This is a genomic window from Psychromonas aquatilis, from assembly GCF_038155185.1.
In the GTDB taxonomy this organism is placed as follows: domain Bacteria; phylum Pseudomonadota; class Gammaproteobacteria; order Enterobacterales; family Psychromonadaceae; genus Psychromonas; species Psychromonas aquatilis.
Map to the genome: position 1 here is coordinate 12136 of NZ_JBAKAZ010000026.1, position 25957 is coordinate 38092.

25 protein-coding genes are annotated in these 25957 nt (G+C 37.0%); 18 read left to right on the forward strand and 7 right to left on the reverse strand.

Annotation, left to right across the window (positions count from 1 at the left end; all coding sequences use genetic code 11):
• Window positions 1–146: 146 nt before the first annotated feature.
• Both V6256_RS08355 and V6256_RS08360 read left to right on the forward strand, forming a co-directional pair.
• Window positions 147–2282 carry a heparinase II/III domain-containing protein gene (locus tag V6256_RS08355; RefSeq protein ID WP_341597693.1) on the forward strand — a complete coding sequence of 712 codons (2136 nt, stop codon included), beginning with the start codon at window positions 147–149 and terminating at the stop codon, window positions 2280–2282.
• A gap of 2 nt (window positions 2283–2284) precedes the next feature.
• On the forward strand, window positions 2285–4444 hold the full coding sequence (locus V6256_RS08360; protein WP_341597695.1) for a heparinase II/III domain-containing protein: 2160 nt from the start codon (window positions 2285–2287) through the stop codon (window positions 4442–4444).
• A gap of 76 nt (window positions 4445–4520) precedes the next feature.
• Here the strand turns inward: V6256_RS08360 and V6256_RS08365 are convergent, their stop codons facing one another.
• The 4 genes from V6256_RS08365 to coaBC all read right to left on the reverse strand — a co-directional run bounded on the left by V6256_RS08365 (window position 4521) and on the right by coaBC (window position 8313).
• On the reverse strand, window positions 4521–5234 hold the full coding sequence (locus V6256_RS08365) for a FadR/GntR family transcriptional regulator (protein ID WP_341597697.1): 714 nt from the start codon (window positions 5232–5234) through the stop codon (window positions 4521–4523).
• Between the two features lie 219 nt (window positions 5235–5453).
• A complete protein-coding gene (gene mscS / locus V6256_RS08370) occupies window positions 5454–6329 on the reverse strand; it encodes a small-conductance mechanosensitive channel MscS (RefSeq protein ID WP_341597699.1) in 876 nt (291 codons plus the stop codon).
• A gap of 20 nt (window positions 6330–6349) precedes the next feature.
• Complete coding sequence (gene slmA / locus V6256_RS08375) at window positions 6350–6940, reverse strand: nucleoid occlusion factor SlmA (protein ID WP_341597739.1); 591 nt, start codon at window positions 6938–6940, stop codon at window positions 6350–6352.
• Between the two features lie 149 nt (window positions 6941–7089).
• Window positions 7090–8313 carry a bifunctional phosphopantothenoylcysteine decarboxylase/phosphopantothenate--cysteine ligase CoaBC gene (coaBC, locus tag V6256_RS08380; RefSeq protein WP_341597701.1) on the reverse strand — a complete coding sequence of 408 codons (1224 nt, stop codon included), beginning with the start codon at window positions 8311–8313 and terminating at the stop codon, window positions 7090–7092.
• A gap of 114 nt (window positions 8314–8427) precedes the next feature.
• On the opposite strand from coaBC, the gene radC reads away from it, so the two are divergent.
• The 5 genes from radC (at window position 8428) to V6256_RS08405 (ending at window position 11200) form a co-directional block, all read left to right on the forward strand.
• Complete coding sequence (gene radC, locus V6256_RS08385) at window positions 8428–9105, forward strand: RadC family protein (RefSeq protein WP_341597702.1); 678 nt, start codon at window positions 8428–8430, stop codon at window positions 9103–9105.
• 136 nt (window positions 9106–9241) lie between these two features.
• Entirely contained in the window at window positions 9242–9478 is a 237-nt protein-coding gene (gene rpmB, locus V6256_RS08390) for a 50S ribosomal protein L28 (protein WP_113820089.1), read from the forward strand.
• An 11-nt stretch (window positions 9479–9489) separates the two neighbouring features.
• Complete coding sequence (gene rpmG / locus V6256_RS08395; RefSeq protein WP_025562982.1) at window positions 9490–9645, forward strand: 50S ribosomal protein L33; 156 nt, start codon at window positions 9490–9492, stop codon at window positions 9643–9645.
• A gap of 424 nt (window positions 9646–10069) precedes the next feature.
• Window positions 10070–10882: a bifunctional DNA-formamidopyrimidine glycosylase/DNA-(apurinic or apyrimidinic site) lyase gene (gene mutM / locus V6256_RS08400; protein WP_341597705.1), complete on the forward strand. Its 813-nt coding sequence runs from the start codon at window positions 10070–10072 to the stop codon at window positions 10880–10882.
• Between the two features lie 18 nt (window positions 10883–10900).
• Entirely contained in the window at window positions 10901–11200 is a 300-nt protein-coding gene (locus tag V6256_RS08405; protein WP_341597707.1) for a ssr3402 family protein, read from the forward strand.
• Between the two features lie 132 nt (window positions 11201–11332).
• On the opposite strand, the gene ushA is transcribed toward V6256_RS08405, so the two are convergent.
• Window positions 11333–12988 carry a bifunctional UDP-sugar hydrolase/5'-nucleotidase UshA gene (gene ushA, locus V6256_RS08410; RefSeq protein ID WP_341597708.1) on the reverse strand — a complete coding sequence of 552 codons (1656 nt, stop codon included), beginning with the start codon at window positions 12986–12988 and terminating at the stop codon, window positions 11333–11335.
• Between the two features lie 53 nt (window positions 12989–13041).
• Complete coding sequence (gene coaD / locus V6256_RS08415) at window positions 13042–13512, reverse strand: pantetheine-phosphate adenylyltransferase (RefSeq protein WP_341597710.1); 471 nt, start codon at window positions 13510–13512, stop codon at window positions 13042–13044.
• A 572-nt stretch (window positions 13513–14084) separates the two neighbouring features.
• Here coaD and lptM point away from each other — a divergent pair.
• The 7 genes from lptM (at window position 14085) to V6256_RS08450 (ending at window position 21072) form a co-directional block, all read left to right on the forward strand.
• Window positions 14085–14276: an LPS translocon maturation chaperone LptM gene (lptM, locus tag V6256_RS08420; RefSeq protein WP_341597712.1), complete on the forward strand. Its 192-nt coding sequence runs from the start codon at window positions 14085–14087 to the stop codon at window positions 14274–14276.
• 36 nt (window positions 14277–14312) lie between these two features.
• Window positions 14313–15575 carry a diaminopimelate decarboxylase gene (lysA, locus tag V6256_RS08425; RefSeq protein ID WP_341597714.1) on the forward strand — a complete coding sequence of 421 codons (1263 nt, stop codon included), beginning with the start codon at window positions 14313–14315 and terminating at the stop codon, window positions 15573–15575.
• 62 nt (window positions 15576–15637) lie between these two features.
• Window positions 15638–16465 (forward strand): diaminopimelate epimerase, encoded by an 828-nt coding sequence (gene dapF, locus V6256_RS08430; protein ID WP_341597716.1) that lies wholly within the window; start codon window positions 15638–15640, stop codon window positions 16463–16465.
• Between the two features lie 80 nt (window positions 16466–16545).
• Window positions 16546–17445, forward strand: coding sequence for a tyrosine recombinase XerC (gene xerC / locus V6256_RS08435; protein ID WP_341597718.1), 900 nt, complete (start codon window positions 16546–16548; stop codon window positions 17443–17445).
• 16 nt (window positions 17446–17461) lie between these two features.
• Window positions 17462–18169, forward strand: coding sequence for an HAD-IA family hydrolase (locus V6256_RS08440; RefSeq protein ID WP_341597720.1), 708 nt, complete (start codon window positions 17462–17464; stop codon window positions 18167–18169).
• 89 nt (window positions 18170–18258) lie between these two features.
• Complete coding sequence (gene uvrD, locus V6256_RS08445) at window positions 18259–20424, forward strand: DNA helicase II (protein WP_341597722.1); 2166 nt, start codon at window positions 18259–18261, stop codon at window positions 20422–20424.
• A 192-nt stretch (window positions 20425–20616) separates the two neighbouring features.
• Entirely contained in the window at window positions 20617–21072 is a 456-nt protein-coding gene (locus tag V6256_RS08450) for a hypothetical protein (protein WP_341597724.1), read from the forward strand.
• Window positions 21073–21118: 46 nt separating this feature from the next.
• Here V6256_RS08450 and V6256_RS08455 read toward each other — a convergent pair whose 3' ends face one another.
• Window positions 21119–21253, reverse strand: coding sequence for a hypothetical protein (locus tag V6256_RS08455; RefSeq protein ID WP_341597725.1), 135 nt, complete (start codon window positions 21251–21253; stop codon window positions 21119–21121).
• 264 nt (window positions 21254–21517) lie between these two features.
• On the opposite strand from V6256_RS08455, the gene argS reads away from it, so the two are divergent.
• The 4 genes from argS to hslU all read left to right on the forward strand — a co-directional run bounded on the left by argS (window position 21518) and on the right by hslU (window position 25831).
• Window positions 21518–23266: an arginine--tRNA ligase gene (gene argS, locus V6256_RS08460; protein WP_341597726.1), complete on the forward strand. Its 1749-nt coding sequence runs from the start codon at window positions 21518–21520 to the stop codon at window positions 23264–23266.
• 2 nt (window positions 23267–23268) lie between these two features.
• A complete protein-coding gene (locus V6256_RS08465; protein WP_341597728.1) occupies window positions 23269–23790 on the forward strand; it encodes an SPOR domain-containing protein in 522 nt (173 codons plus the stop codon).
• Between the two features lie 137 nt (window positions 23791–23927).
• Complete coding sequence (gene hslV, locus V6256_RS08470; protein WP_341597730.1) at window positions 23928–24476, forward strand: ATP-dependent protease subunit HslV; 549 nt, start codon at window positions 23928–23930, stop codon at window positions 24474–24476.
• Between the two features lie 8 nt (window positions 24477–24484).
• A complete protein-coding gene (hslU, locus tag V6256_RS08475) occupies window positions 24485–25831 on the forward strand; it encodes an ATP-dependent protease ATPase subunit HslU (RefSeq protein WP_341597732.1) in 1347 nt (448 codons plus the stop codon).
• Window positions 25832–25957 lie beyond the last annotated feature (126 nt).

Here is a 25957-nt window from a genome sequence, read left to right on the forward strand (position 1 = left end):
AAAAAAAATGCTAAGCCATATATACAAATACAAAAAATAAAAATGTAGACACAGTACGTAAAAACTAAAAAATAAAGTGATTTTAAAGTTTATTTGTATTACTTTATCCATTTATTTTTATCCACTTTTATGCAATAGAGGTCAATATGTCTTCCAACGTCAACGCTGTTCTTATGGATCAACAAGAGATTGAAGCTATCCAACAAGAGCTCGGTAAACCAAGTTTAATGGGAGTCAGCCTCGATGCTCTGATTCGCGATACGGACAATTACCTTGCATTACCTATTGATGTTCCAGGACACAGCCCAGCAGGTGGTTATGCGCATAATAAACACCAACAAAATTATAAATATATCGACCAAGCTGGCCGTTTATTTTTAATTACAGGTGAAGAAAAATACGCTCAGTTTGCAGCAGACTTATTAACCCAATATGCCGATAAATATTTGGCATTGGGTTTCCAAGTTCAACGTAACACCAATCCACCAGGACGTTTATTTCATCAAATGCTGAATGAACACGTTTGGTTGTTATATTCAAGCTTAGGTTATAGCTGCATTAAACACTGGTTAACCGAAGAGCAACGCCAACACATTGAGAGTCAACTATTTGAACCAATGTTAGAAGTTGCAACCGTCAAATATGACTTTGATTTTGACCGAATTCATAATCATGGTGTTTGGGCTGTTGCAGCAACAGCAGCTTGTGGCGCAGCAATTGGCCAAGAAAAGTATATTGACTTAGCATTACACGGTTTAGCCGGTGATGACATACAGGGTGGATTCCTTGCACAGTTAAGTAATTTATTTGCTCCGTCTGGTTATTATATAGAGGGCCCTTATTACCATCGTTATGCAATACGCCCTTTATGTTTATTAGCAGAATTAACTCAACGCTTCCGTCCTGAATTAGATATCTTTAATTTTAAAGGGCAAGTGATCGCTAAAACTATCCAATCTTTACTCTCAACTGCTTACCCTAACGGTGTTTTCCCTTCATTAAATGATGCATCTAAAAGTATGGATATTAAAGATGAAGGTGTCGTTATCGCTGTTAGCTTATATGCCAAACATTACCCTGAAGATAAAAATTTATACGGTATTGCTAAAATTCAAGAGCAAATCTGGATCAGCGGTTGCGGTGTTGCATTATCTCAAGCTTATCAAGCACAAGAATCAGTGGAAGTTCCTTGTTTACCAAGTGTTGAATTAAATGAAGGTCCAGATGGAGATAAAGGTGCACAAGGCTTTATCCGCATGCAAAATAGTAAAGGCGATATTAGCCAACTTGTGATGAACTATGGTCAACATGGTATGGGACATGGACACTTCGATACACTGGGCATGACTTATTTTAATAATAATCAAGAAGTATTACGTGATTACGGCTTTGGTCGTTGGGTTAATATTGAGCCTAAGTTTGGTGGTCGTTACCTTGATGAAAACAAGTCTTATGCTCGCCAAACTATTGCCCATAACTTAGTTTCTGTTGATGCAGGTTGTCAAAATAATTTTGATGTTGATACTGCAGATAGTAAACATGGAGTACCGCACTTCTTTATCGGAGAAGGTAAAGTGCAAGCAATGAGTGCTTATGCTTATGACTTCTACCCTGGCGTTGACCAACAACGCTCATTGGTCCTTGTTGAACACCAGCAACTTGAAAAACCATTATTGATTGATTTATTCCGTTTGATCAGTGAAGAAGCACATCAATACGATTACTCTTTACAATATCAAGGTCAAATCATCCGTACCAACATTGAACACAAACAACACGCAACATTAAATCCAATGGGCGATGACTTTGGTTATCAACATTTATGGAATGAAAGCGAAGGTCCTGCACAAGACACAAGCTTAGTAAGTTGGTTACAAGGTAGCAGCTACTACACATGGTTAAGTGCAGCATCTACAGATGATACGGTTTTCTTTACGCGTACTGGTGCGAACGATCCTTCATTCAACCTACGCAGTGAAACAAGTTTAATTCTACGTCGCCAAGCTAAAAATGCGCTATTTGCTAATGTTATCGAAACACACGGTTATTTTAATGAATCAGTAGAAGCAAGTTTAGATGCTCGTGGAAAAGTACATTCAATCAATGTTGTTGGCTTTAACGATGATGCAACTGTTGTAGAAATCCTTGCAGATGATTTTGCATTAACAGTAATGGTTAATAACAAGTTAAATGCAACAGAACAAAGCCAAAGCACAATCGAATTTAATAATACAACATACAGCTGGCAAGGATTTGTTGCCGTAGAAACAAAAGGGTCTTAATAATGAGTTATCAACCACTACTAATAAGCTATCAACAAGCAGCAGATTTACGTCAACACGTAGGTGCAGACTCACTCATTGGTCGCTCTATTGCAGAAGAGATTCAAGCGCTTGAAGCTTACATGCCAATCGGTATCGAAATCCCAGGGCACGGTGAAGCTGGCGGCTACGAGCATAACCGTCACAAACAAAACTACATCCACCTAGATCTAGCAGGTCGTTTATACTTAATTACAGGTGAACAGCGTTACCTAGATTACGCAACAACCATGCTAGTGGAATATGCAAAGGTTTATAAACATCGCGATTTAAACATTAGCCGCGACACTAATAAACCAGGTCGTTTATTCCATCAAACATTAAACGAAAACATGTGGATGTTATATTCATCGTGTGCTTATTCTTGTATTCGCCATGAGTTAACAGAAGATCAACAACAACTTATTGAGAACGACTTATTCAAAGTAATGCTTGAAATGTTTGTTGTTACCTATGCAGAAAACTTCGATATTATTCATAATCACGGTCTGTGGTCTGTTGCCAGTGCGGGTATTTGTGCTTATGCAATCAATGATCAAGCAACAGTAGACAAAGCATTATATGGCTTAAAAGGTGATAGTGTTTCTGGTGGTTTCATTGCTCAATTAACGCAATTATTCTCACCTGATGGTTATTACATGGAAGGTCCGTACTACCATCGTTTCTCGTTACGTCCTATCTTCTTATTCGCAGAAGCGATTGAACGTCGTCAACCTGAAGTTGGTATTTATAAGTTAAAAAATGAAGTAATTAAAACAACTGCTTACGCAGTTATGTCAACAGCATTCCCAGATGGAACATTACCAGCATTAAATGACTCATCACGTACAATGGACATTAAAGATCTTGGTATTTTATTAGCAACTAATATCTGTTTTGAGCGTTACGAACAAAACGAAACACTGTTAGCAATGGCGAAACATCAAGACCACGTGTGGGTACACAACACGGGTGCAACATTATCTAATGCACTAGAAAACAATGCTGAAGTACCTAACTTTAATTGGGGTAGTTTAAGCCTAACAGATGGTGCTGCAGGCGAATGTGGCGGTGTAACAATTCTACGTCATCGTGATGCAAAATCAGACGATAGTATGGCACTACTTTGGTACGGCCAACACGGTAGTGATGCTAAACTTCACTCTGCACTAGACCATGGCCATTTTGATGGTTTACACCTCAGCTTATTCAATAATAACCAAGAGTTTATTAACGATTACGGTTACGGTCGTTGGGTTAATATTGAACCGAAGTTTGGTGGTCGTTACATTCCAGAAAATAAGAGTTACTGTAAGCAAACTGTTGCACACAACACTGTAGTTGTAGATCAAACAAGTCAAAACCAAGGTGTGACTGCAATTGCACAACAACACAACGGTGAAAAGCACTTTACTATATTGGGTAATCAGTCAGATAATGGCAAATTACAAGCAATGAGTGCCTTTGCACGTGATTATTATACGGGTGTTGATCAACAGCGTACGGTTATCATGCTTGAATCAGAAGAGTTTGAAAAACCGCTTATCATCGACCTATTCCGTATGATCAGTGAAGAAGAACACACTTATGATTACCCTGTTCATTACAAAGGACAAATCATTCGCACGGATTTTGAATACCAAACACACAAAAGTTTAAATACTCTAGGTGATGCACATGGTTATCAGCATCTTTGGAATCTTGGACAAGGTAAAGTAGAAGGCTCATCACTAACAACATGGTTAATGGGTGATAGCTATTACTCACTGATTAGTAGCGCAAATGCTGATAGTGAAGTTATATTTTCCCGCACAGGTGCAAATGATCCTGACTTCAACTTACGTAACGAACCTATGTTTATGTTACGTCAAAAAGCAGCAGACCATTTATTTGCTAATGTATACGAAACACATGGTTACTTTAATGAATCAGTTGAAGCGAGTTTAAACGCACGTGGTCAAGTTGACTCAGTTGAAGTATTACTAAACGATCAAGTAGCGTCTGTTATTTCGATTAACTTAGTGAATGATAAAAAACTCACTGTTTGTGTAAGTAATGTTGTAGGTGTAGATGAAAATACCACTTCAGATGTGACGGTTGATGGTCAATCAATTTCTTGGAAAGGCCCTGTTGTTATTAAATAAACAAGTGCTAAAACTGAGATAAAAAAAAGCCCGTTATTTAACTTAATAACGGGTTTTTTATTGAATTTATTAGGCGCTATGTGCCAGGGGGTAATCTATGCTTAGAGTTTGCTAATAGCGTTGTATTTGCTTGTCGTGCTTTATCTGCATCGCCAGCCATGATGGCAGCGTAAATAGCTCTATGCTCTCCGATACAAGTTCCACCTTCTTCTGAAGAGTGACTAATGAAGCTCTTAAACATAGTACATAACACATTTGCAAATGGCAGATAAAAACTATTGCCAGTCGATAGAAAAACCAACCGATGAAAATGCATATCCACTTCCATCCATTTTTCAGCGTCAAAGTTTTTGGATATTTCATCCATTTTTTGAAAGGTAGAAGATAATTCAATACGTTGTTGCACCGTTGCATTTTGCGCAGCTAATGCAGCGGCTTCCGGCTCAATAGCCTTACGTAATGATAAAAACTCTCTATAAACCACTTCATTGTCACCAAGGTCAATCAACCAATCAAGTAATTGAGCATCTAAAAAATTCCAATTTTCTCTTGATTTTACTCGTGTCCCAACTTTAGGCTTAGATTCCAACAACCCTTTCGAGGTTAGTAGTTTTATTGCTTCACGCAAAGCAGTCCTGCTTACACTAAACTGTTCACATAATGCCATTTCATTTGGGATAATTGAGTTTTGAGCAACTTCTCCGGATAATATTTTCCGGGCAATTTCACGTGCCACCTGCACATGCAGACTTCGTTTAGAGCCTTCGATTTGTATAAATGGATTATGCATAGTTTATCTTCAGTAGATTATTTAGGTTTGATTATAAGGCAAAGGTTATAGCTTAGATATAAACAGCCGACTTGTATGTTACCTCTGCCTCTTATTTTTAGTTTTTAATCGGGCAATTTACTTAAAATATCATTTTTTGAATAAATAGAAAGCGTTATTAAGCCTATAAAACAAAAAACCAGCCGTAGGCTGGTTTTAATAAAATAAGATAGTATGGCTCTATTTATCCATATGGACATCCATTTGTGGGAATGGAATTTCAATACCAGCGTCATCTAAGCCATTTTTAATTGCTTCCATTAACTCAAAGCGAACTGGCCAATAATCCTCACCACGTACCCACGGACGAACAACCAAATTAACACTTGAGTCAGCTAATTCCGCTACAGCAACTAGAGGTTCAGGTGACTTTAAAACACCTTCATTTGCTTTAACAATCGTCTCTAAAATACGTTTGGTTTGTGCTAAATCTGCGTTATAACTAACACCAACTACCAAATCGATACGGCGTGTTGATTTACGAGAATAGTTAATAATATTGCCACTTAAAATCGCAGAGTTAGGAACAACAACAAATTTATTATCAGGGCTCGTTAATGTAGTTGAAAATATTTGAACAGACTCAACAACACCAGCCGTACCTGCTGCTTCAATATACTCTCCAGCTTTAAAAGGACGTAAAGCAATAATTAATACACCAGAAGCAAAGTTAGATAAAGAACCTTGTAAGGCCAAACCAACAGCTAAACCAGCAGCACCAATAATGGCCACAAACGACGTTGTTTCAACACCAAGACGACTTAATGCGGCAATGATAACAAAAGCAATAATCACATAGCGCACCATGTGAGAAACAAAGTCAACAATAGTAATATCAAATTGACGCTTAGTTAATATTTTATGAAACGTGCCGGAAATCACACGTGCTAACATCATCCCTATTACTAACGTAACAATAGCAAAAACAATATTTAATACATATGTTACTAGCAAGTCTTGGTTTTCAACGAGCCAATGAAGTGCATGACTAACCACATCCACTCTCTCTCCCAGTACTTCTGAAACAGTTTCTGCTACCTTGCCTTCTTCTGACATACCTAACTCCTTTTATGATATTAACTAATCACCAGTTGCTTATTAAAAAATAGCCATTGAGTTTTAAAATTTTGGGTAGGTTTTTGTTTAAATTGAGATCGTACAAACTGAACCATTCGTCCTTCAATATAGGCTAGTAATAAGTTAGCCAATATCCCTTCATCCATCTCAAATTTTTGACCATCCGAAGCAGGACGTTCCCTTAATGTTTGTTTTAATTGAGACTCAATTTTAGAAAAAACATGTTCAATACGTGACTGTAACCTTTCATTTTCACCAACTAAAGCATCGCCACTTAAAATGCGCGTAATTCCAGGGTTTTTCTCAGAAAAAGCTAACAAGAAATAAACAATATGTTCGATCCGCACAAAAGTGTCTTTTTGTTGATCTTTGATCGTATTGATATGACTAAAAATAGCCGTTTCTGTATAATCAATTAACCCTTCGAACATCCGCGCTTTACTTGGAAAGTGACGATATAAAGCAGCTTCAGAAACACCGACTTCAGCAGCAAGCTTAGCTGTTGTGATACGTTGGCCAGGCTTCCCTTCAAGCATAATCGCTAACGCACTTAAAATATCATCCTTGCGATTTGTTTTCTTCTTGGTCATTGTAGACATCTCAATAACTTCCTTTGTTATTATTAGTATTATTTTGACAGCCCAAAGCTACCTCCTAAATATTGTATATCCCGCTAAAATACAAAGATTTTTATTTTTACTCACCTAAATAAAAGTAAATAGGAGCCTTTACTATACTCTTAAGAAATTGATTTATATTGCTCACTTATGATTTTAAGTAATTGTATCGCAACTTCTTTTTTATTACACAATGGGATATCGAAACGTTTATCTTTAGCAAAGACAGTCAATGCATTATTATCACTATTAAAACCTTGAGCACTATTCGATACATCATTTGCAGCAATTAAATCTAAGTTTTTACGTGCTAATTTACCTAAAGCATAAGCTTCGATGTCATTTGTTTCCGCAGCAAATCCGACACAAAATGGACGATTCTCAGCGTTTGCTACATCAGCAATAATATCTGGGTTTTTAACTAAGGTTAAGGTAATCACATCTGTATCGGCTTGTTTTTTCATTTTTTCAGAATGAACGGTTTCAGTCCGATAATCAGCAACAGCTGCACAAGCAATAAAGATATCCGCAGTATCCAGCGATGCTAGTGCAGCTTGATGCATATCTCTTGCACTTTTAACATCGATACGCTTAATGTCAGCTGCTAATGACAAATTAACAGGCCCTGCAATAACAGTGACATTAGCCCCCATACTAAGAGCTGCATTTGCTAATGAGAATCCCATTTTACCAGAACTATGATTACTAATATAACGAACAGGATCTATCGCTTCTTGAGTTGGCCCTGCAGTGATAACAACATTAACCCCTGCTAATAATGGCTGTTGGGGAGTAAAAAAATCACAGCATAACTTAACTAAATCAGGGACGTCTAACAAACGACCTGGACCAACATCACCACAAGCTTGTATACCTTGGCCTGGCCCCCAAACCAGTATTCCGCGCTCAGCTAATACCGTTAAATTATCCCGCGTCGCTGCTGCTAAATACATCTGTTGATTCATCGCAGGAGCAATCGCTATTGGGGAAGGCGTTGCTAAACATAAGGTTGTTAATAATTCATCTGCCATTCCCGCTCGTAAGCGTGCTATCGCATTTGCAGTTGCAGGGGCGATAAGAATTAAATCAGCCCATTTAGCTAACTCAATATGACCCATACCCGCTTCAGCTTGAGGATCTAATAAATCATCATAAATAACATGTCCGGATACTGCTTGCATGGTTAGTGGTGTAATAAATTGTTTCGCAGATGCAGTCATTACGATACGCACCTGAGCACCTTGATCCATTAATCGACGCGTTAACTCCGCACTTTTATAGGCAGCAATCCCACCGCAAACACCTAATAATATTTTTTTCCCTTGTAAAGGTAATATTGACGCCATAATTTTCTCGGAAAAGTTCATAAAAAAAGACATTACAATAACATAAAAATATAAAGCAATATGCATAACTTATACTAGATTTAAGGTTCACCAGTTTTATTAGGAGCGCCTATTTTGGTATCAATTAGAGAATGGCCTCAACAAGAAAGGCCACGAGAAAAGTTAATACAACAAGGAGCGAGTAGCTTAACCGATAGTGAATTACTCGCTATTTTTCTCCGCACAGGCTGTAAAGGAATGGATGTTGTCTCATTATCACGTCAATTGCTTATCGACTTTGGCTCACTGCGCGCTTTATTTTCCGCTAGTGAAACAGACTTTTGTTCTCGAAAAGGTCTAGGACAAGCCAAATATATTCAACTACAAGCGGTATTAGAAATGTCACGCCGCTATTTACAGGAATCTTTAATGAAAGGAGACCCGTTAACCAGCGCCGCACAAACACAACAATTTTTAAGCGCAAAAATGCGCGACTACCCCTATGAAGTTTTTGCTGCACTCTTATTAGATAGTCAACATAGAGTAATTCGCTTCCATGAATTTTTCTTTGGCACAATTAATAGTGCAAGTGTTCACCCTCGCGTTGTAGTTCAAAAAATATTACAAGAAAATGCAGCTGCAATTATCCTTGTTCATAATCATCCATCGGGCGATCCAACAGCCAGCGAATCAGATAAAAATATAACTGAAAAACTAGTGAATACACTGCAATTAATTGATGTTAAAATATTGGACCATTTCATCATAGGTGATGGAAAATACACCTCATTTGCAGAAAAAGGGTGGATTTAACGTATTTATTTACACATTTGTTGATCTTTTAATCTCAATGGTGTATAAAATGCGCCCTCGACGCCTTTGGCGACGGCTAAAGAAGGTGTTCGACTATTTTGCTCGAGTAAAACTAATATTTTTGGAGAATTTCGACATGTCTAGAGTATGTCAAGTTACAGGCAAGCGTCCAGCTGTTGGTAACAATGTATCACACGCAAAGAACCGTACACGACGTCGTTTCTTACCTAACCTACAAACACACCGTTTTTGGGTTGAGAGTGAGAACCGTTTTGTTAAATTACGCCTATCTACTAAAGGTATGCGTATCATCGACAAAAAAGGTATTGATTCAGTTTTAACTGATATCCGTGCTAATGGCGTTAAAGTTTAAGGAGCTTAAAAATGCGTGATAAAATTCGTTTAAATTCAAGCGCTGGTACTGGTCATTTTTATACTACTGATAAAAATAAAAAGAACATGCCTGAAAAGTTTGAAATCAAAAAGTTTGATCCTGTAGTACGTAAACACGTTATCTACAAAGAAGGCAAAATCAAGTAATTTGATTAGTCTGAAAAAAACCCAGTTTATACTGGGTTTTTTTATATCTAAAATTTACCATTTACAAGTAAGTATACAATAGCTGAGAGCTCAAATAAGCTCGGAAAATGAAAAAACCAGTTATAATTACCAATACCAATCAAACGCACCTTACACAGGCATTATGGTACAACTACTCGCCTATTTATCTAACATCCCACTCCCACATAACAAGTTAATAGACAAAATACACGTTTGATTAATGATCACCGATTAAATATAAAGTGTTTTAACAGGTTTAATCAGTTGCTCTACTCAATCCTTTTTCTATCAATACAATTAATCAATAAACAAAAATTCATGCCATAATAAAATGAGTAACAATGGTGCATTTTGAATAGCCTCACTTTCGCCATTTATATTAATCAATTATTACGGGAAGAATATGCCTGAATTACCAGAGGTTGAAACAAGTCGTCGTGGTATTAGCCCCTATATTATCGATCAAAAAATAAATAATGTTGTACTTCGACATCATCAATTACGTTGGCCGATACCTAAAGACTTACTGTCTTTGTTAAAGCATAAAAAATTAATATCGGTTGATCGACGAGCAAAATACTTACTACTACGCTTTGAAAACGGCACCTTACTCATTCATTTAGGGATGTCTGGTAGTTTACGAATATGCCAGTTAAACACGCCTGCACAAAAGCATGATCATGTCGACCTTGAGTTTCAAAAGTGTTTATTACGTTATACTGATCCAAGGCGTTTCGGTGCTATTTTATGGTTAGGGGAGAATCCCGAAACGAGTCCTTTATTAAATATTCTAGGGCCTGAGCCATTATCAAATGAGTTCACTGCTGAGTTACTTTATGAACAAGCAAAAAACCGAAAATTGCCCGTTAAACAATTTATCATGGAACAAAAAGTCGTGACTGGTGTTGGTAATATCTATGCAACAGAAGCACTATTCAAAGCAGGAATAAGCCCTACTCGTTCAGCTAATAATATCAGCTTAAAACGCTATCAAAAATTGGTGCTCGCGATTAAAGAGATCTTGAGTGAAGCCATTAAACAAGGTGGCACAACGCTTAAAGACTTTGTGGGGGGTGATGGGAAACCAGGATACTTTCAGCAAACCTTACATGTTTATGGTAAAACAGGTGAGTTATGTCCATATTGTAGTACTGCGCTTAAATCAATAAAACTAGCGGCCAGAAACAGCGTCTACTGTCCAAACTGTCAACGTTAAGTGGATGAGGAGTTAGCTATGTTTAATACTGTAATTGGAATCGCTGCGTGTTGTCTTTGCTTTTCAGTACAAGCTGCTCTTTCACCCGCTGCAATGAACTCTCGAGACTTAGATGTAATGGTAAAGTTTATTGCTGAACAACCTAGAGTAGCCAACGGCTTAGAATATATAGACTTTAAAAAACTCAGTATTACTTTTGATAATGGATGTATTGCTCAATTTAAAAAAGTAGAAACAAGCTTTTTTAACGACTTAATACCAGGGCCACAACCCGGCATTGAATTTACAAAAAGTACGTGTGAATTAACTGATAAATAATCTGTACTATATAGTTATGTTAGCCATTATTAACTCAATTAATGATTAACATAATCAGAAACTTCAGATAAAAATAATCAATGTCTCTTCCCCAAATTAGTATAGAGACATTGATTGATCTACTTTCAGGCTTTATTGGTAGTTTATCTCACCTTTTGGTTGGTAATCAGACACATCAATTGGCGAGTTTGATTGCAAATAATCCTTTAACACTTCTGCATCAACAAACCCAGTATTCACGAATCCATCATGATTGGTTACATTAGGATAGCCATCTCCACCAGCAGCATTAAAGCTTGGAATAGAGAAACGATAGGTTTTAGTGAGCTCTAAAGGTTTGCCATCAATAACAATATCTTCTACACCGTTTTTAGTGACCGTCATATTAATACCATAAAACTGAGCGTATGCGCCAGTATCAACCGGCTTAGTAGCGACTACATTTAAATAGTTGATCACTTCTGCACCTGTCATATCAACATATGAAACTTGATTTGCAAAAGGTTGTACTTTCAAGACATCTTTATAAGTTACCTTTCCTGCTTGAATAGAGTCACGTACACCTCCCGAGTTCATTACCCCAAAATCGGCTTTAGTTCGTTCTTTATGCGCCTTAGCAATTAATAATCCTAAATTTGTTTGTTTAAAACGAACAGCACTACGATCCCCTTCAAGTTTGCCATTAATTTCAGCAACTTGATTAGATAACTCTGCTTGTCCATTTTCTTGGTAAGGCGTTAGGAACTCAAGAACGTCAGCATCCTGCTCTATTTTGTCAGCGACGAGTACACGTTTTGATTCTCCATCAACTTCAACTTTTTTAACTAAGTTAATAGGTATCAATTTGTAATCTAATAATGTCAGCTCACCATTTTTAAATTGATAATCAGCACGCCCTAGGTATTTCCCCCACTCATGGGCTTGAACAATATAAGTCCCATTTTGTTTATCAGGAACACAGTCATCACCGGGTTGAAAGTTTGCATCAACAACATTATCACCTTCCATACACACAGGTTCTTGAGAGTGACCGCCGACTATCATATCCAAAGCACCTTCAGGTAAAGAACGCGCAAGAGTGACATCTCCAGGTGCATTTACACCGTATTGTGCATTTTGATAATGCCCCATATGCGTCACAGCAAAAATTAAATCAGGATGTTCGTTGTTTTCCACTTCTGCGATGACTTTTTTGGCTTCTAACTCAGGATCTCTAAAATCAAAACCACTAATATATTCAGGATTACCAATTTTAGCTGTATCTTTGGTGGTGAGACCGATAACCGCGGTTTTCACACCGTTCAAATTAAAAACTTGGTAAGGCTTAAATAAGCGTTGATCTGTTTTTTTATCGTAAATATTTGCAGAAAGTAGCGGGAAGTTTGCCCAACCTTCTTGCATTCTTAACACTGAAATTGGATTATCAAATTCATGATTACCAATCGCCATAGCATCATAACCAATTAAGCTCATGCCCTTAAAGTCAGGTTCAGCATTCTGTAAATCTGATTCAGGCACACCAGTATTAATATCACCACCAGATAATAATAAAACACTGCCACCAGCACTTTCTACTTCAGTTCTAATTTGATCAACTAACGTTTTACGAGCTGCCATTCCATATTCACCGTAACGGTTTTGCCAGAAGCGTCCGTGATGATCATTGGTATGTAAAACTGTAATGTTGTAAACCGTATCTTCTTGCCATGTTTGCTGTGGTGTTGATGAACACCCCCATAGTGCAAGTGTCAATGTCGATAATAGAAGTGATTTCTTTATTATATTCATATTAATTTCGTATCCTTATGTCATTAATGTTTAACTGTATCAAACAGACATACTTATCGTTGATTAAAAGCCCTTTGGACACAAGCCGGTGCCAATAAACTAATATCTCCCTGGTGCTTAAATACTTCTTTAACAATTGTTGAAGAAATAAAAGCAGTTCTAGCATGTGCAGGTAATAAAATAGTTTCAAGTTGAGGGTTTAAAGTATGGTTCACTTGCGAAAGTTGAATTTCATAATCAGCATCGGTTCCGCCTCGGATACCTCTAATAAGTGCTTGCGCTTGATGTTTTTTAGCAAACTCAGCTAGCAGACCATCAAAGGGGACTATCTCAACGCCTCTGATATCTTTAGTGGCTTCAGTGAGTAATTCACAACGCTCTGATAATGTAAAAAAAGGTTTTTTACTATCATTCATCGCGACCGCAACAATCACTTTTTCTGCTAATAGACTTGCTCTCGATATTAAATCAAGATGTCCGTTAGTGATAGGATCAAACGATCCAGGAAAAACAACGGTTTTCATTATTAATCACCTATTTGTATTGTGTTATTTTCATTAACATGAGCTTTAAAAGCTAATTGAACGCTTGATTTAAGCAGTCTCGTTATTATGTTATTTTTACTCTCAGAGTTATAAATTAAAATACGCATTGTATAATGCTTTTGAAAGTTATTTATCAGTAAATTAGAAACTGTATCGACTTTAATTCAACAAAAGGGAATAACCTCTTCACTGAGTTATTAATGGGAAAGTAGGGTAAGTCATTTCAAAGTGATAATAGTGGTCGTGTTTACTTTATTAATACGCTATTGAATGAGCGCCATAAAGCCTAATTTTTAAAAGTAATTTAGTGAGCCAAGATAAGCCTATTTATTTGTTAATAATTCACTGTCTCTTTAATAAATCAGCATCTCAGTAGGCAGTGATTTTAAGCATCACCGACATCTACAATGAATTATTCAATCGCTTATTATATTTTTTAATATAACATCTCAGTTAATATAAGAAATTCAGCCTCTGTCATTTACTTCTTCTTTGCTTTTTAAGCATGAAATGCGATTATAGAGGGCTAAAAATATTTGACTAGGATAAGTATGAAAAATATTAATCTACCGTTATTAATTTTGACTTTTTCAAGTTTACTCGTTGGTTGCGGTATGAAAGGTCCTCTTTACCAAGAAGCACCTAAAAAAACTATCGAGGAAGAAACACCAAAACAGCAAGATAACGTCGTTGAAGTAGAAACAGAAACAGAAACAACTGAAACGCTAACAACCTTAGAATAAAATATTATCGAATACAGAATCAAAAAGGATTTAACATTGGATCATTTTAATTACCATAGCGATGGCCGTCTATTAGTAGAAGACACAGCAATTGAAGATATTATCAAAAAAACCGGCACGCCAGCTTATGTTTATTCTCGAGCAACGATTGAACGTCATTGGACAGCATTCGATCAAGCGGCAGGAGATCATCCTCATCTAATTTGTTATGCCGTAAAAGCAAATTCAAACTTAGGTATTTTAAATTTAATGGCTCGCTTAGGATCTGGCTTTGATATTGTATCTGTTGGCGAGTTACTACGTGTGATCCAAGCTGGAGGAGACCCTAAGAAAGTCGTATTTTCTGGTGTTGGTAAAACTGAAATTGAAATTTCAACTGCCCTACAAGCTGGCATTCATTGCTTTAACGTTGAATCAATCTCTGAATTACGTCGTATTAATGACGTAGCAAGTTGCTTAAATAAAAAAGCGCCTATTTCTATTCGTATTAATCCTAATATTGATGCGGGTACTCACCCATATATTTCAACAGGCTTAAAAGAAAATAAGTTTGGTATTGAAATAGAACAAGCATTAACTGTTTATTCTCTAGCAAATGAACTGCCTTTCTTAGAAGTAAAAGGTGTTGATTGTCATATTGGTTCTCAGTTAACAGAAGTTGAGCCATTTTTAGAAGCATTAGATAAGTTATTAATTCTAATTGATGATTTAGCGACGCAAGGCATCACCATTCAACACTTAGATTTAGGTGGCGGTTTAGGTGTACCTTATAACGGTGAAACACCGCCGGAGCCAGCTCAATATATGAAAGCAATCATAGAGCGCATGGGCGACCGTAAATTAAAACTTATCTTTGAGCCTGGTCGTGCAATCATGGCTAATGCCGGTATTCTAGTAACTAAAGTTGAGTTTTTAAAACTAAATGATTATAAAAACTTTGCGATTGTTGATGCGGCCATGAATGATTTAATACGCCCTTCTTTATACAGTGCTTGGCAAAACATCATTCCAATCAATAATAAACTAGATGATCCAGAGAAACGTCCAAGTCGTGTTTATGATGTTGTAGGGCCTATCTGTGAAACAGGTGACTTTTTAGGTAAAGAACGTCAACTGTCGATTGCTGAAGGTGATTACCTTGCAGTTCGTAGTGCCGGTGCTTATGGGTTTACAATGAGTTCAAACTATAACTCTCGTTGTCGCCCTGCAGAGCTAATGGTTGATGGTGATAAAGCATTTGTTATTCGTCAACGAGAAGCACATATTGACTTATGGCGCGGTGAGCACGTTTTACCGTAGTTAAAAACTTACACTATAGATTAGGGAGGCAGCCTCCCTTTTATAAGTTTTGAAGGTAAAAAATGAATATTGAGTTTTCTAAAATGCATGGCTTGGGTAATGACTTTATGGTTATTAACAATGTCACGCAGAATGTATTTCTATCCAAAGAAACCATCAAAAAATTAGCAGATCGTAATTTTGGTATCGGCTTTGATCAATTATTAATGGTTGAGCCACCTTATGATCCTGATTTAGATTTTCATTACCGTATTTTTAATGCCGATGGTAGTGAAGTTGAGCAATGTGGTAATGGCGCTCGTTGTTTTGCACGTTTTGTAAAATTGAAAGGATTAACTCAAAAGCGAGTTATCAATGTCAGTACAGCTAAAGGCAAGATTCAATTAAAAATAGAGCAAGATGGTAATATCATCGTTGATATGGGTAAGCCTGTTTTAGAGCCTGCAAAAGTCCCTTTTGATGCTCAAAAAGAAGAAAAAACCTATATTCTACGTGTAGAAGATCACACTGTTTTATGTGGTGTTGTTTCTATGGGAAATCCTCATTGTGTTGTTTTAGTTGATGATATCGATACAGCTCCGGTTGAGACCTTAGGGCCATTACTAGAAGTGCATGAGCGTTTTCCAAATAAAGTGAATGTCGGCTTTTTACAAGTCGTCGATAGAGGCTTTGCAAAGTTACGTGTATGGGAACGTGGTGTCGGTGAAACATTAGCTTGTGGAACAGGTGCCTGTGCGGCGGCTGTTATTGGACAAATACAAGGTAAACTAGATACCCATTGCCGTATTGAATTACCCGGCGGAGAGTTGCGTTTTTTCTGGCAAGCTGGACAAAGTGTACGTATGAGTGGCCCGGCTGATTTTGTCTTTGATGGACGAATCCAAATATAAACAAACAGACACTGTCAACATTCACCATCATGCAGTATTGAGTTATCAAGTCCATACTGCATTTTTTATTAGGGTTTACCATGAATCCATTATTACCCGATATCCAACATTACTTATCTCATCTTGCTAGCCAACGAGGCTTAAGCCCAGTTACTATTACTAACTACCAACGTAATTTAAATGAGTTTATTAACTTATTAAGCGAAAAAAAAATAACATCATGGCAAGCATTAGACGCTCACCAAGTGAGGTTATTAACAAAGCAATTACACCAAAATGGGATAAAAGCACGCTCTATTGCCACCAAGCTTTCAGCGCTGCGTTCTTTTCTTGAGTATTTAGTTAAAAATAACCAACTTACCTTCAACCCAGCAAAAGGGGTTTCAGCACCCAAGTTAGATAAACCATTGCCTAAGAATATCAGTGTTGATGATATGGATCAGTTATTGAATATTGATGGTGATGACCCGTTGACTATCCGAGATCACTGCATGATGGAACTAATGTATTCATCAGGGTTACGACTCAGTGAGTTAGTCGGGATTAATGTAAAAGATATCAAAATATCAGCAAAAGAAATCATGGTAACAGGTAAAGGTAGCAAACAACGCTTATTACCTATCACCAAAACAGCAATAGAAGCGATCCGACTCTGGTTAAAAGTCAGACCAGAATTTGCAGAGCCCGGTGAAAATGCGCTTTTCTTATCAAAGCAAAAAAAGCGTATATCTACTCGCAGTGTACAAATGCGTATGGAGAAATGGGGGTTAGAGCAATCGCTCCCAAGCCATGTTAATCCACATAAATTACGCCATTCATTTGCTACTCATATGCTTGAATCCAGTGGTAATTTACGAGCAGTACAAACATTATTAGGCCATGCTGACCTCGCGACAACACAAATCTACACGCATTTAGATTTTCAACATCTTGCAGAGGTCTATGATAAAGCACACCCTCGCGCTAAACGTAAGAAATAATGGTATAGGAAAACAGATGAAATTTTATAAAACACTCCGCCCTTTCAAAGCAATTAGTTTTGATTTAGATGATACCTTATATGACAACCAAGCCATTATTGTAAAAGCCGAAGCTGATTTTCTTGTTTACTTACATGAGACACATCCTCAACTGAAAGCACTAGATAATAGAAAGTGGGATCTATATAAAAAGGTCATCATTAAAGAAAATCCAGCGCTAAAACATGATGTTACGGAATGGAGAAGAGAAGTACTTAAACGAGTAATGACGGTTTATGGTATTGCCCCTGTCAATGCCATTAAATACACAGAAATCGCACTACAAAAGTTCATTACCCTACGTAGTCAGTTAACAGTGCCAGAAAAAAGCCTAGCTTTATTAGCTGCCCTTGCTAAACATTACCCTGTGATTGCGATTACCAATGGAAATGTAGATACCAAACAGATCCAATTAGATGATAAATTTGAGTTTATATTAAAAGCGGGTAATGGCAGTAACTGTAAACCGGATATTGATCTATTTAAACAAGCCGCTTTACGCTTAGAAATAGAGGTTAGCGATATTCTACATGTTGGAGATCATTTAATTAGCGATGTTTATGGAGCACAAAATAATAATGCACAAGCTGTTTGGTTTAATCCAATGAACACAAGCTTACATAATGCAAAACTATTACCAACAATAGAGGTTAGCGATCTTAATAATCTCTTAAAACTTATCTAAACGATCACCTTCCTGAAATATAGGTAATTCACATTTATACTATGTTTCGGTATAGTTCTATTCTACTGAGTAAATAAACAGGCTTTTCTATGGACGTATCTTACCTTCTCGATGGTTTAAATGATCATCAACGCGCAGCAGTTTCAGCACCAGAACAAAATATGCTGGTATTAGCAGGGGCTGGTAGTGGTAAAACACGTGTATTAACACATAGAATTGCTTACTTAATGCAAGTTCAACAGATTCCAACATACGGTATCTTAGCTGTTACTTTTACCAATAAAGCAGCAAAAGAGATGCGTGGACGTATTGCTGATATTTGCCCTCAACAAATAGGCAGCATGTGGATAGGCACCTTTCATGGGATTGCCCACCGCTTATTACGTTTACATCACCAAGAAGCTAAATTGCCTGAGCAGTTTCAAATAATCGACAGTGATGATCAGCAAAAAATGGTTAAAAGGATCATTAAAAGCCTAGGCTTAGATGAAAAATATTACCCACCAAAAGAGTTGCAATGGTACATCAACGATAAAAAAGATGAGGGACTTCGTTCAAAGCATATCGATCCTGGTTATAGCTTACAAGACAAGCATCGCTTACAGGTTTACCAAGCCTATGAAAGTGCTTGTCAATTAGCTGGATTAGTCGATTTTGCAGAGCTTTTATTACGTGCTCATGAGTTATTATTAGAAAACCCGGCATTGTTACTACATTACCAACAGCGCTTTAAGCATGTGCTGGTAGATGAGTTTCAAGATACAAATAAATTACAATATGCTTGGTTAACGCTATTAACAGATAATGATAACTACCTCACTATCGTCGGTGATGATGACCAATCTATCTATGGCTGGCGTGGTGCTGATATAGAAAATATTCAGCGTTTCTTAAAAGAAAAACAATCACCTGTTACGATTCGATTAGAGCAAAATTACCGCTCAACGGGTAATATCCTTAAAGCATCTAACCAACTCATACAAAACAACAATGATCGTTTAGGCAAAGAGTTATGGACTAGCGGTGAAGATGGTGAGCCTATTTCTATTTATAGTGCCTTTAATGACTATGATGAAGTTCGCTACGTCACAAGCCAACTGCAAACTTGGGAAAGAGCTGGTAATAAACTCAGCGAATGTGCCATTTTATACCGTAGTAATGCGCAATCTCGTTTATTTGAAGAACAATTAATGGCTCAACAAATCCCTTATCATATATATGGGGGACAACGTTTCTTTGATCGTTTAGAAATCAAAGACAGTATCGCTTACTTACGCTTAATGAATAATCACCAAGATGATGCAGCCTTCGAGCGTATCGTTAATAAACCTAAGCGAAAAATTGGTAATACAAGCCTGGACAAGATACGTAGCTGTGCTCGTGAACAAGGCTATACTTTATGGCAAGCAAGCCAATATTTAATAGAAAATAACCTTCTCAGCCCAGCAGCAAAATCTTCATTAAATGGTTTCATCACTTTGATTAACCGCTTTAAAGAAGAAACATCTGAATTACCTTTATTTCAAATCGTCGATCATATTACCCAGCACTCAGGGTTAGTAGCGATGTTTGAAGCTGAAAAAGGCGAGAAATCACGAAGCCGTATCGAAAACTTACAAGAATTAGTTTCTGCAACAAAAGCGTTTGTGGTTCCTGAAGAAGAGCAAGAAATGGATGAATTAACTGCATTTCTTGCTTATGCGGCTCTAGAATCTGGTGATAACCAAGCTGATGAATTTGAAGATGCAGTACAACTAATGACAATGCATGCAGCTAAAGGACTGGAATTCCCACAAGTATTTATCGTGGGTGTTGAAGAAGGGATGTTCCCAGGTCAACAATCTGCGACAGATGATACTCGTTTAGCCGAAGAACGTCGCTTATGCTATGTAGGTTTAACACGAGCAATGACAAAACTAACACTATGTCATGCTGAAAGTCGTCGTTTATATGGACAAGAAAAATTCCATGCCCCTTCACGCTTCATTAGTGAGTTACCAGAAGAAAATATTGAATATATTCGCTTAAAAACTCAAGTTCGTCGCGCCCAGCCAACCTTTGAGAAGCCTAAGTTATCAATAACACAAGATATTCAAGGCTTTAAATTAGGACAGCAAGTTAGACATGCAAAATTTGGTGAAGGCACCATCACAGCTCAAGAAGGCAGTGGAGAAAATAGCCGTCTACAAGTTCATTTTGCAGGTGTAGGTAGTAAATGGCTAATGACCACTTATGCTCGATTAGAAGTTATTTAATAAAAGACAAAGATAATAGATAGATAATGGTATCTATCTATTATAAAAATCCCATCAGCTTCATAAAACCTCCTAAAACCCCCTACCAGCGAACAAAAAACCAACAACATTTAGACAATTAAACTTAAAATAGGTTATGGTTGAATTTGTTGTGCATTTTTTAAACACTTATTCTTCTGCAAGGAGCGGCTTATGCGTTTAAAATTAATGAAAGACTTTTTATTTTATATCGAAGATTGTCATCAAGCGCTGGCAGATTTATATCAGAGGCTCAGTTTGGAGGCAACAGATGAAAAAGTTAAGTTGCTTTTAGAGTATATGAAAAGCAAAGAACAGTTATCGCATTGCCATTTGCATCAATACATCGAAAAAGCACCACTCTCTTTATTAGATACTTGGTTAGATGACTTTTTCGACCAAAGTTTCCCTGAACGCTGTAAACATTTAAAGTTTAAACCAGAGTTAGCGGTTGAAGATGTAGTGCACTTAGCAATACAGCTAGATATGCAATTGATAGAAGCAATGCAGTCTGCAGCTAAAAATTCACCGACATTAGAAGCGGAGAGTGCATTAGAAAACTTAACAACGAAAGAGGAAGAAACCCTCTATCAAGTGGTTATGGCAAGTCATGAGTTTGATTACTTATAACCATAAAGACGAAACGACATTAATAAAGCCCTGATGCTGCTTATTCTTAATTAACCCAAAGAAGGCTAGTTAATAATACAGCAGCAGAGACTACACCCCATAAAGCAAGGATCTCAGCGAATTCAACTACAGTCGATGTTAGTTTATTACTCTTTGATGAGTTTTTAATTAAATTAAGCATAATAAGCTCTTTATTATTTGTGATGCACATCACAAATAATACTCTTTTTGTGACACAGATCAACATAAAGAGCGAAGCATTGATTTTTTAAAGCCGATATAAGCGCTAATAATTCTTGTTTAATTCATAAAACGATAAAACCAGAGAGATAAAACTTTTTATAGTCCTCCATCACCCGCAATATCAATGAAAAACTAGTCTTAATAATAGATAAACGGTAGAATTACGCTTATTTATTTGTCCGTCCCTATTGGTGATTTATCTATGAAAGCGCAAATTCAATTACTACTTGAACAAGCAATTGTTTCCCTAAAAGCACAAAATATTATTCCTGAAAGTATCCAACCGCGTATATCTATAGATAGAACTAAAGATAAGTCACACGGAGACTTCGCTAACAACTTAGCAATGATGTTAGCGAAACCAGCAAAACAAAATCCAAGAGCACTTGCTGAACTTATTGTTAACAACTTACCTGCCTCTGATTTAGTCATTAAAACGGAAATAGCAGGCCCAGGGTTTATTAACTTTTTTATCAACCCTAACTATTTAGAACAACAAATAGATAGTGCTTTTGCAGATCAGCGATTAAACGTCGAATTAACTTCAACACCACAAACAATTGTAATTGACTACTCATCTCCAAACTTAGCAAAAGAGATGCATGTGGGTCATTTACGTTCAACTATCATCGGTGATTCAGTTACACGTACGCTAGAATATCAAGGTCACAAAGTGGTTCGTCAAAACCATGTTGGTGACTGGGGTACGCAATTTGGTATGTTGCTCGCTTATATGGAAGAGCTACGAGCGAAAGGTGAAGAGATCAACAAAAACCTAGCAAACTTAGAGGTTTTTTATCGTGCCGCTAAAGGCCGCTTCGATGAGTCTGAAGAGTTTGCTAATCGAGCACGTGATTTAGTTGTTGCATTACAAAGTGGCAACGCAGAATGTCTTGCACTATGGAAAGAATTTAAAGAGATCAGCATTTCACACTGTCAAGAAGCTTACGGCCGTATGGGCGTAAGTTTAGGGTTAGATGATGTACGTGGTGAAAGCGCTTATAATGAAGACCTTGCTCAAGTAGTAGCAGATTTAGACAGCAAAGGTTTATTACAAGAAAGCCAAGGCGCTAAGTGTGTTTTCCTAGATAACTTTAAGAATAAAGAAGGTGAACCATTACCTGTTATCATCAAGAAAAAAGATGGTGGTTTCTTATATGCAACATCTGACTTAGCAGCTATTCGTTACCGTCAGTCAGCACTTAATGCTGATCGTGTATTATATTTTGTAGATGCACGCCAAGGTTTACACTTCCAACAAGTATTTGAAGTTGCTCGTTTAGCAGAATTTGTCAAAACAGGCACATCACTTGAACATATGCCTTTTGGCACCGTAATGGGTGAAGATGGCAAACCTTTCAAAACACGAGCAGGCTCAACACCTAAACTGGCTGATTTATTAACAGAAGCAGAAGAACGCGCTTACGAATTAGTAAAAGAAAAAAATAAAGATATGGCAGAAGATGAGTTGCGTCATATCGCCTCTATCGTTGGTATCTCTTCTGTTAAATATGCAGATTTATCGAAAAACCGTACTAGCGATTATACTTTTAGCTTCGATAGTATGTTAAGTTTTGAAGGTAATACAGCCCCTTACTTATTATATGCATACACGCGAGTAGTCAGTATATTTAATAAAGCAGGTATTGAGTTAGATAGCATTACCGCTAACGTCTCTTTTACTGAAGAGAAAGAAAAAGATTTAGCCAATAAATTAATGCAATTTAATGAAATAATTAATCAAGTAGGTAAACAGGGTATGCCGCATTTCTTATGTGCATACTTATTTGAATTAGCAGGTTTATTTTCAAGCTTTTATGAGGCGTGCCCTATTTTAATAGCTGAAAATGAAACACAAAAACAAAGCCGCTTAAAATTAGCAGGCTTAACTGCAAAAACATTGCAGCAAGGGCTTGCTTTATTAGGCATTAACACATTGGAACGTATGTAAAAATGGCAAAAGTAACACGACGAAAACCCGCAAAACGAGGGGCAAGTAGAAGACCTACGAACCGTAAAAAAAGCCAACAAGGCTTTCCTTATATCGCTTGTTTTGTCGCTTTATTGTTAATTGCTTTTATTGGTTATTTTGTTTTTGGTGTTAGTAAACCAACACCTCCAGCAAAACCTAAAAAAGCAGCAGTTAGCAAAGAAGAAACGTTACCAGTTATGCCTGAGCCTGAATGGGATTATGTTGATATTTTAAAAACCAAAGAAGTCACCGTGGAAATTCCTGAGGAAAAGAAACCAACGACTCCTTATCAAATGCAATGTGGTTCATTTAGAAATAAAGGCGATGCAGAGTCCCTAAAAGCTAAAATAGCATTTCAAGGTTTAGCAAGTATCGTAAAAAAAACCGGTAATTGGTACCGTGTTATTTTAGGTCCTTATGAACGTAAACGTTTGGCAGAAAAACAACGTCACAAATTACAAAGAGCTAAAATAAATGGCTGCCAAATTTGGTTTTGGCGTTAACCAACTCAAAAGGAGAACGTTAAGTTCTCCTTTTCTTTATCTATTTCCCTTGAATTCAATAAAAACTCCCCCATTTTATATTTATCGGCCAATAAATGGTTCTCTCGTAAAATTAACAAACAACAAAAGGTATCAATATGACTACTATTGTTTCTGTACGTCGCGGTGATCAGGTGGTTATCGGTGGTGATGGTCAAGTATCACTCGGTAATACCGTAATGAAAGGCAATGCACGTAAAGTACACAGACTATACAATGACCAAGTGATCGCAGGCTTTGCAGGTGGTACCGCAGATGCATTTACGCTATTAGAGCGTTTTGAAGCAAAATTACAAGCTCACCAGGGTAACTTAGAAAGAGCTGCTGTTGAGTTAGCAAAAGACTGGCGTACAGATAGAATGCTACGCAAATTAGAAGCATTATTAGCCGTTGCAGATAAAAAACATTCATACATTATTACTGGTAATGGCGATGTCGTTAGACCTGAAAATGATCTTATTGCTATTGGTTCAGGCGGTAATTTTGCACAATCCGCAGCGATGGCTTTATTAGATAATACCGAGTTATCAGCGCAAGAAATTGTTGAAAAGTCATTAACAATTGCAGGTAACATCTGTGTATTTACCAACTCAAATCAAACGATTGAACGTATTGATATTGATGCTGAATTAGCAACAACCAAATAGGAATAATCATGACTAATAATATGACTCCACAACAAATAGCATTAGAACTAGACCGCCATATCATTGGCCAAAGTAAAGCTAAACGTGCTGTTGCTATCGCATTACGTAATCGCTGGCGCCGAATGCAATTAAACGAAGATATTCGTCAAGAAGTCACACCGAAAAATATTCTAATGATCGGCCCAACAGGTGTTGGTAAAACAGAAATTGCTCGCCGTTTAGCAAAATTAGCAAACGCCCCTTTCATTAAAGTTGAAGCAACTAAATTTACCGAAGTAGGTTATGTCGGTAAAGAAGTAGAAAGTATCGTTAAAGATTTAGTTGAAGCTGCAATTAAAATAACAAAAGAGCAAGAACTAGAAAAAGTAACAGCTAAAGCAGAAGATTTAGCTGAAGATCGTATATTAGATATTCTTATCCCACCTGCTAAAACAGCAACTGAATGGGATGTAAACAACAATGAAGTTGCTGAAGAAGGCCCAGCAAGACAATCATTCCGTAAGAAATTACGTGAAGGTAAACTGGATGATAAAGAAGTAGAGATTGATGTACCAGCACCACAAGTCGGTGTTGAAATCATGGCTCCTCCTGGAATGGAAGAGATGACAAACCAACTTCAAGGTATGTTCCAAAACCTAGGTAACAAAGGTGAATCTAAAAAACGTACCATGAAGATCAAAGATGCATTAAAAGCATTGGTAGAATCTGAAGCTTCAAAATTAATCAACCAAGATGATTTAAAAGAAAAAGCGATTTTTGCTGCAGAAAATAACGGCATCATCTTTATCGATGAAATAGATAAAATATGTAAGCGTGGTGAATCATCGGGCCCTGATGTTTCACGTGAAGGTGTACAACGAGATTTACTTCCTCTGATAGAAGGATCTACTGTACAAACAAAACACGGCATGGTTAAAACAGATCATATGTTATTTATTGCTTCAGGTGCTTTCCAAGTGGCGAAACCATCGGATCTAATTCCTGAGCTACAGGGTCGTTTACCTATCAGAGTAGAGCTAGAAGCTTTAAAAGAAGAAGATTTAGCGCGTATATTAACTGAACCTAAAGCGTCATTAAGCGAGCAATATAAAGCGCTATTAGAGACTGAAGGCGTAACAATTGATTTCACTGAAGATGGCATTAATAAAATAGCTAAATCAGCATGGCAAGTTAATGAAACAACAGAAAACATAGGTGCGAGACGCTTACATACAATGATGGAGCATATTATGGATGAGTTATCATATAATGCGACAGAGCGTTCAGGTGAGTCTATAGTGATAGATGAAGCTTATGTAGCAAGTATGTTGGATGAAGTTGTTCAAGATGAAGATTTAACACGTTTTATTCTATAAATAGAATAGTTAACCCTGTCAATAAAAGGCCAGTGGCATTCATGCACTGGCCTTTTTTATATCTCTTTTAAAGCAAGATAATTAGCTTTGAGGTTATCGCTGTATTTAACAATAAAAAAGCCTAAG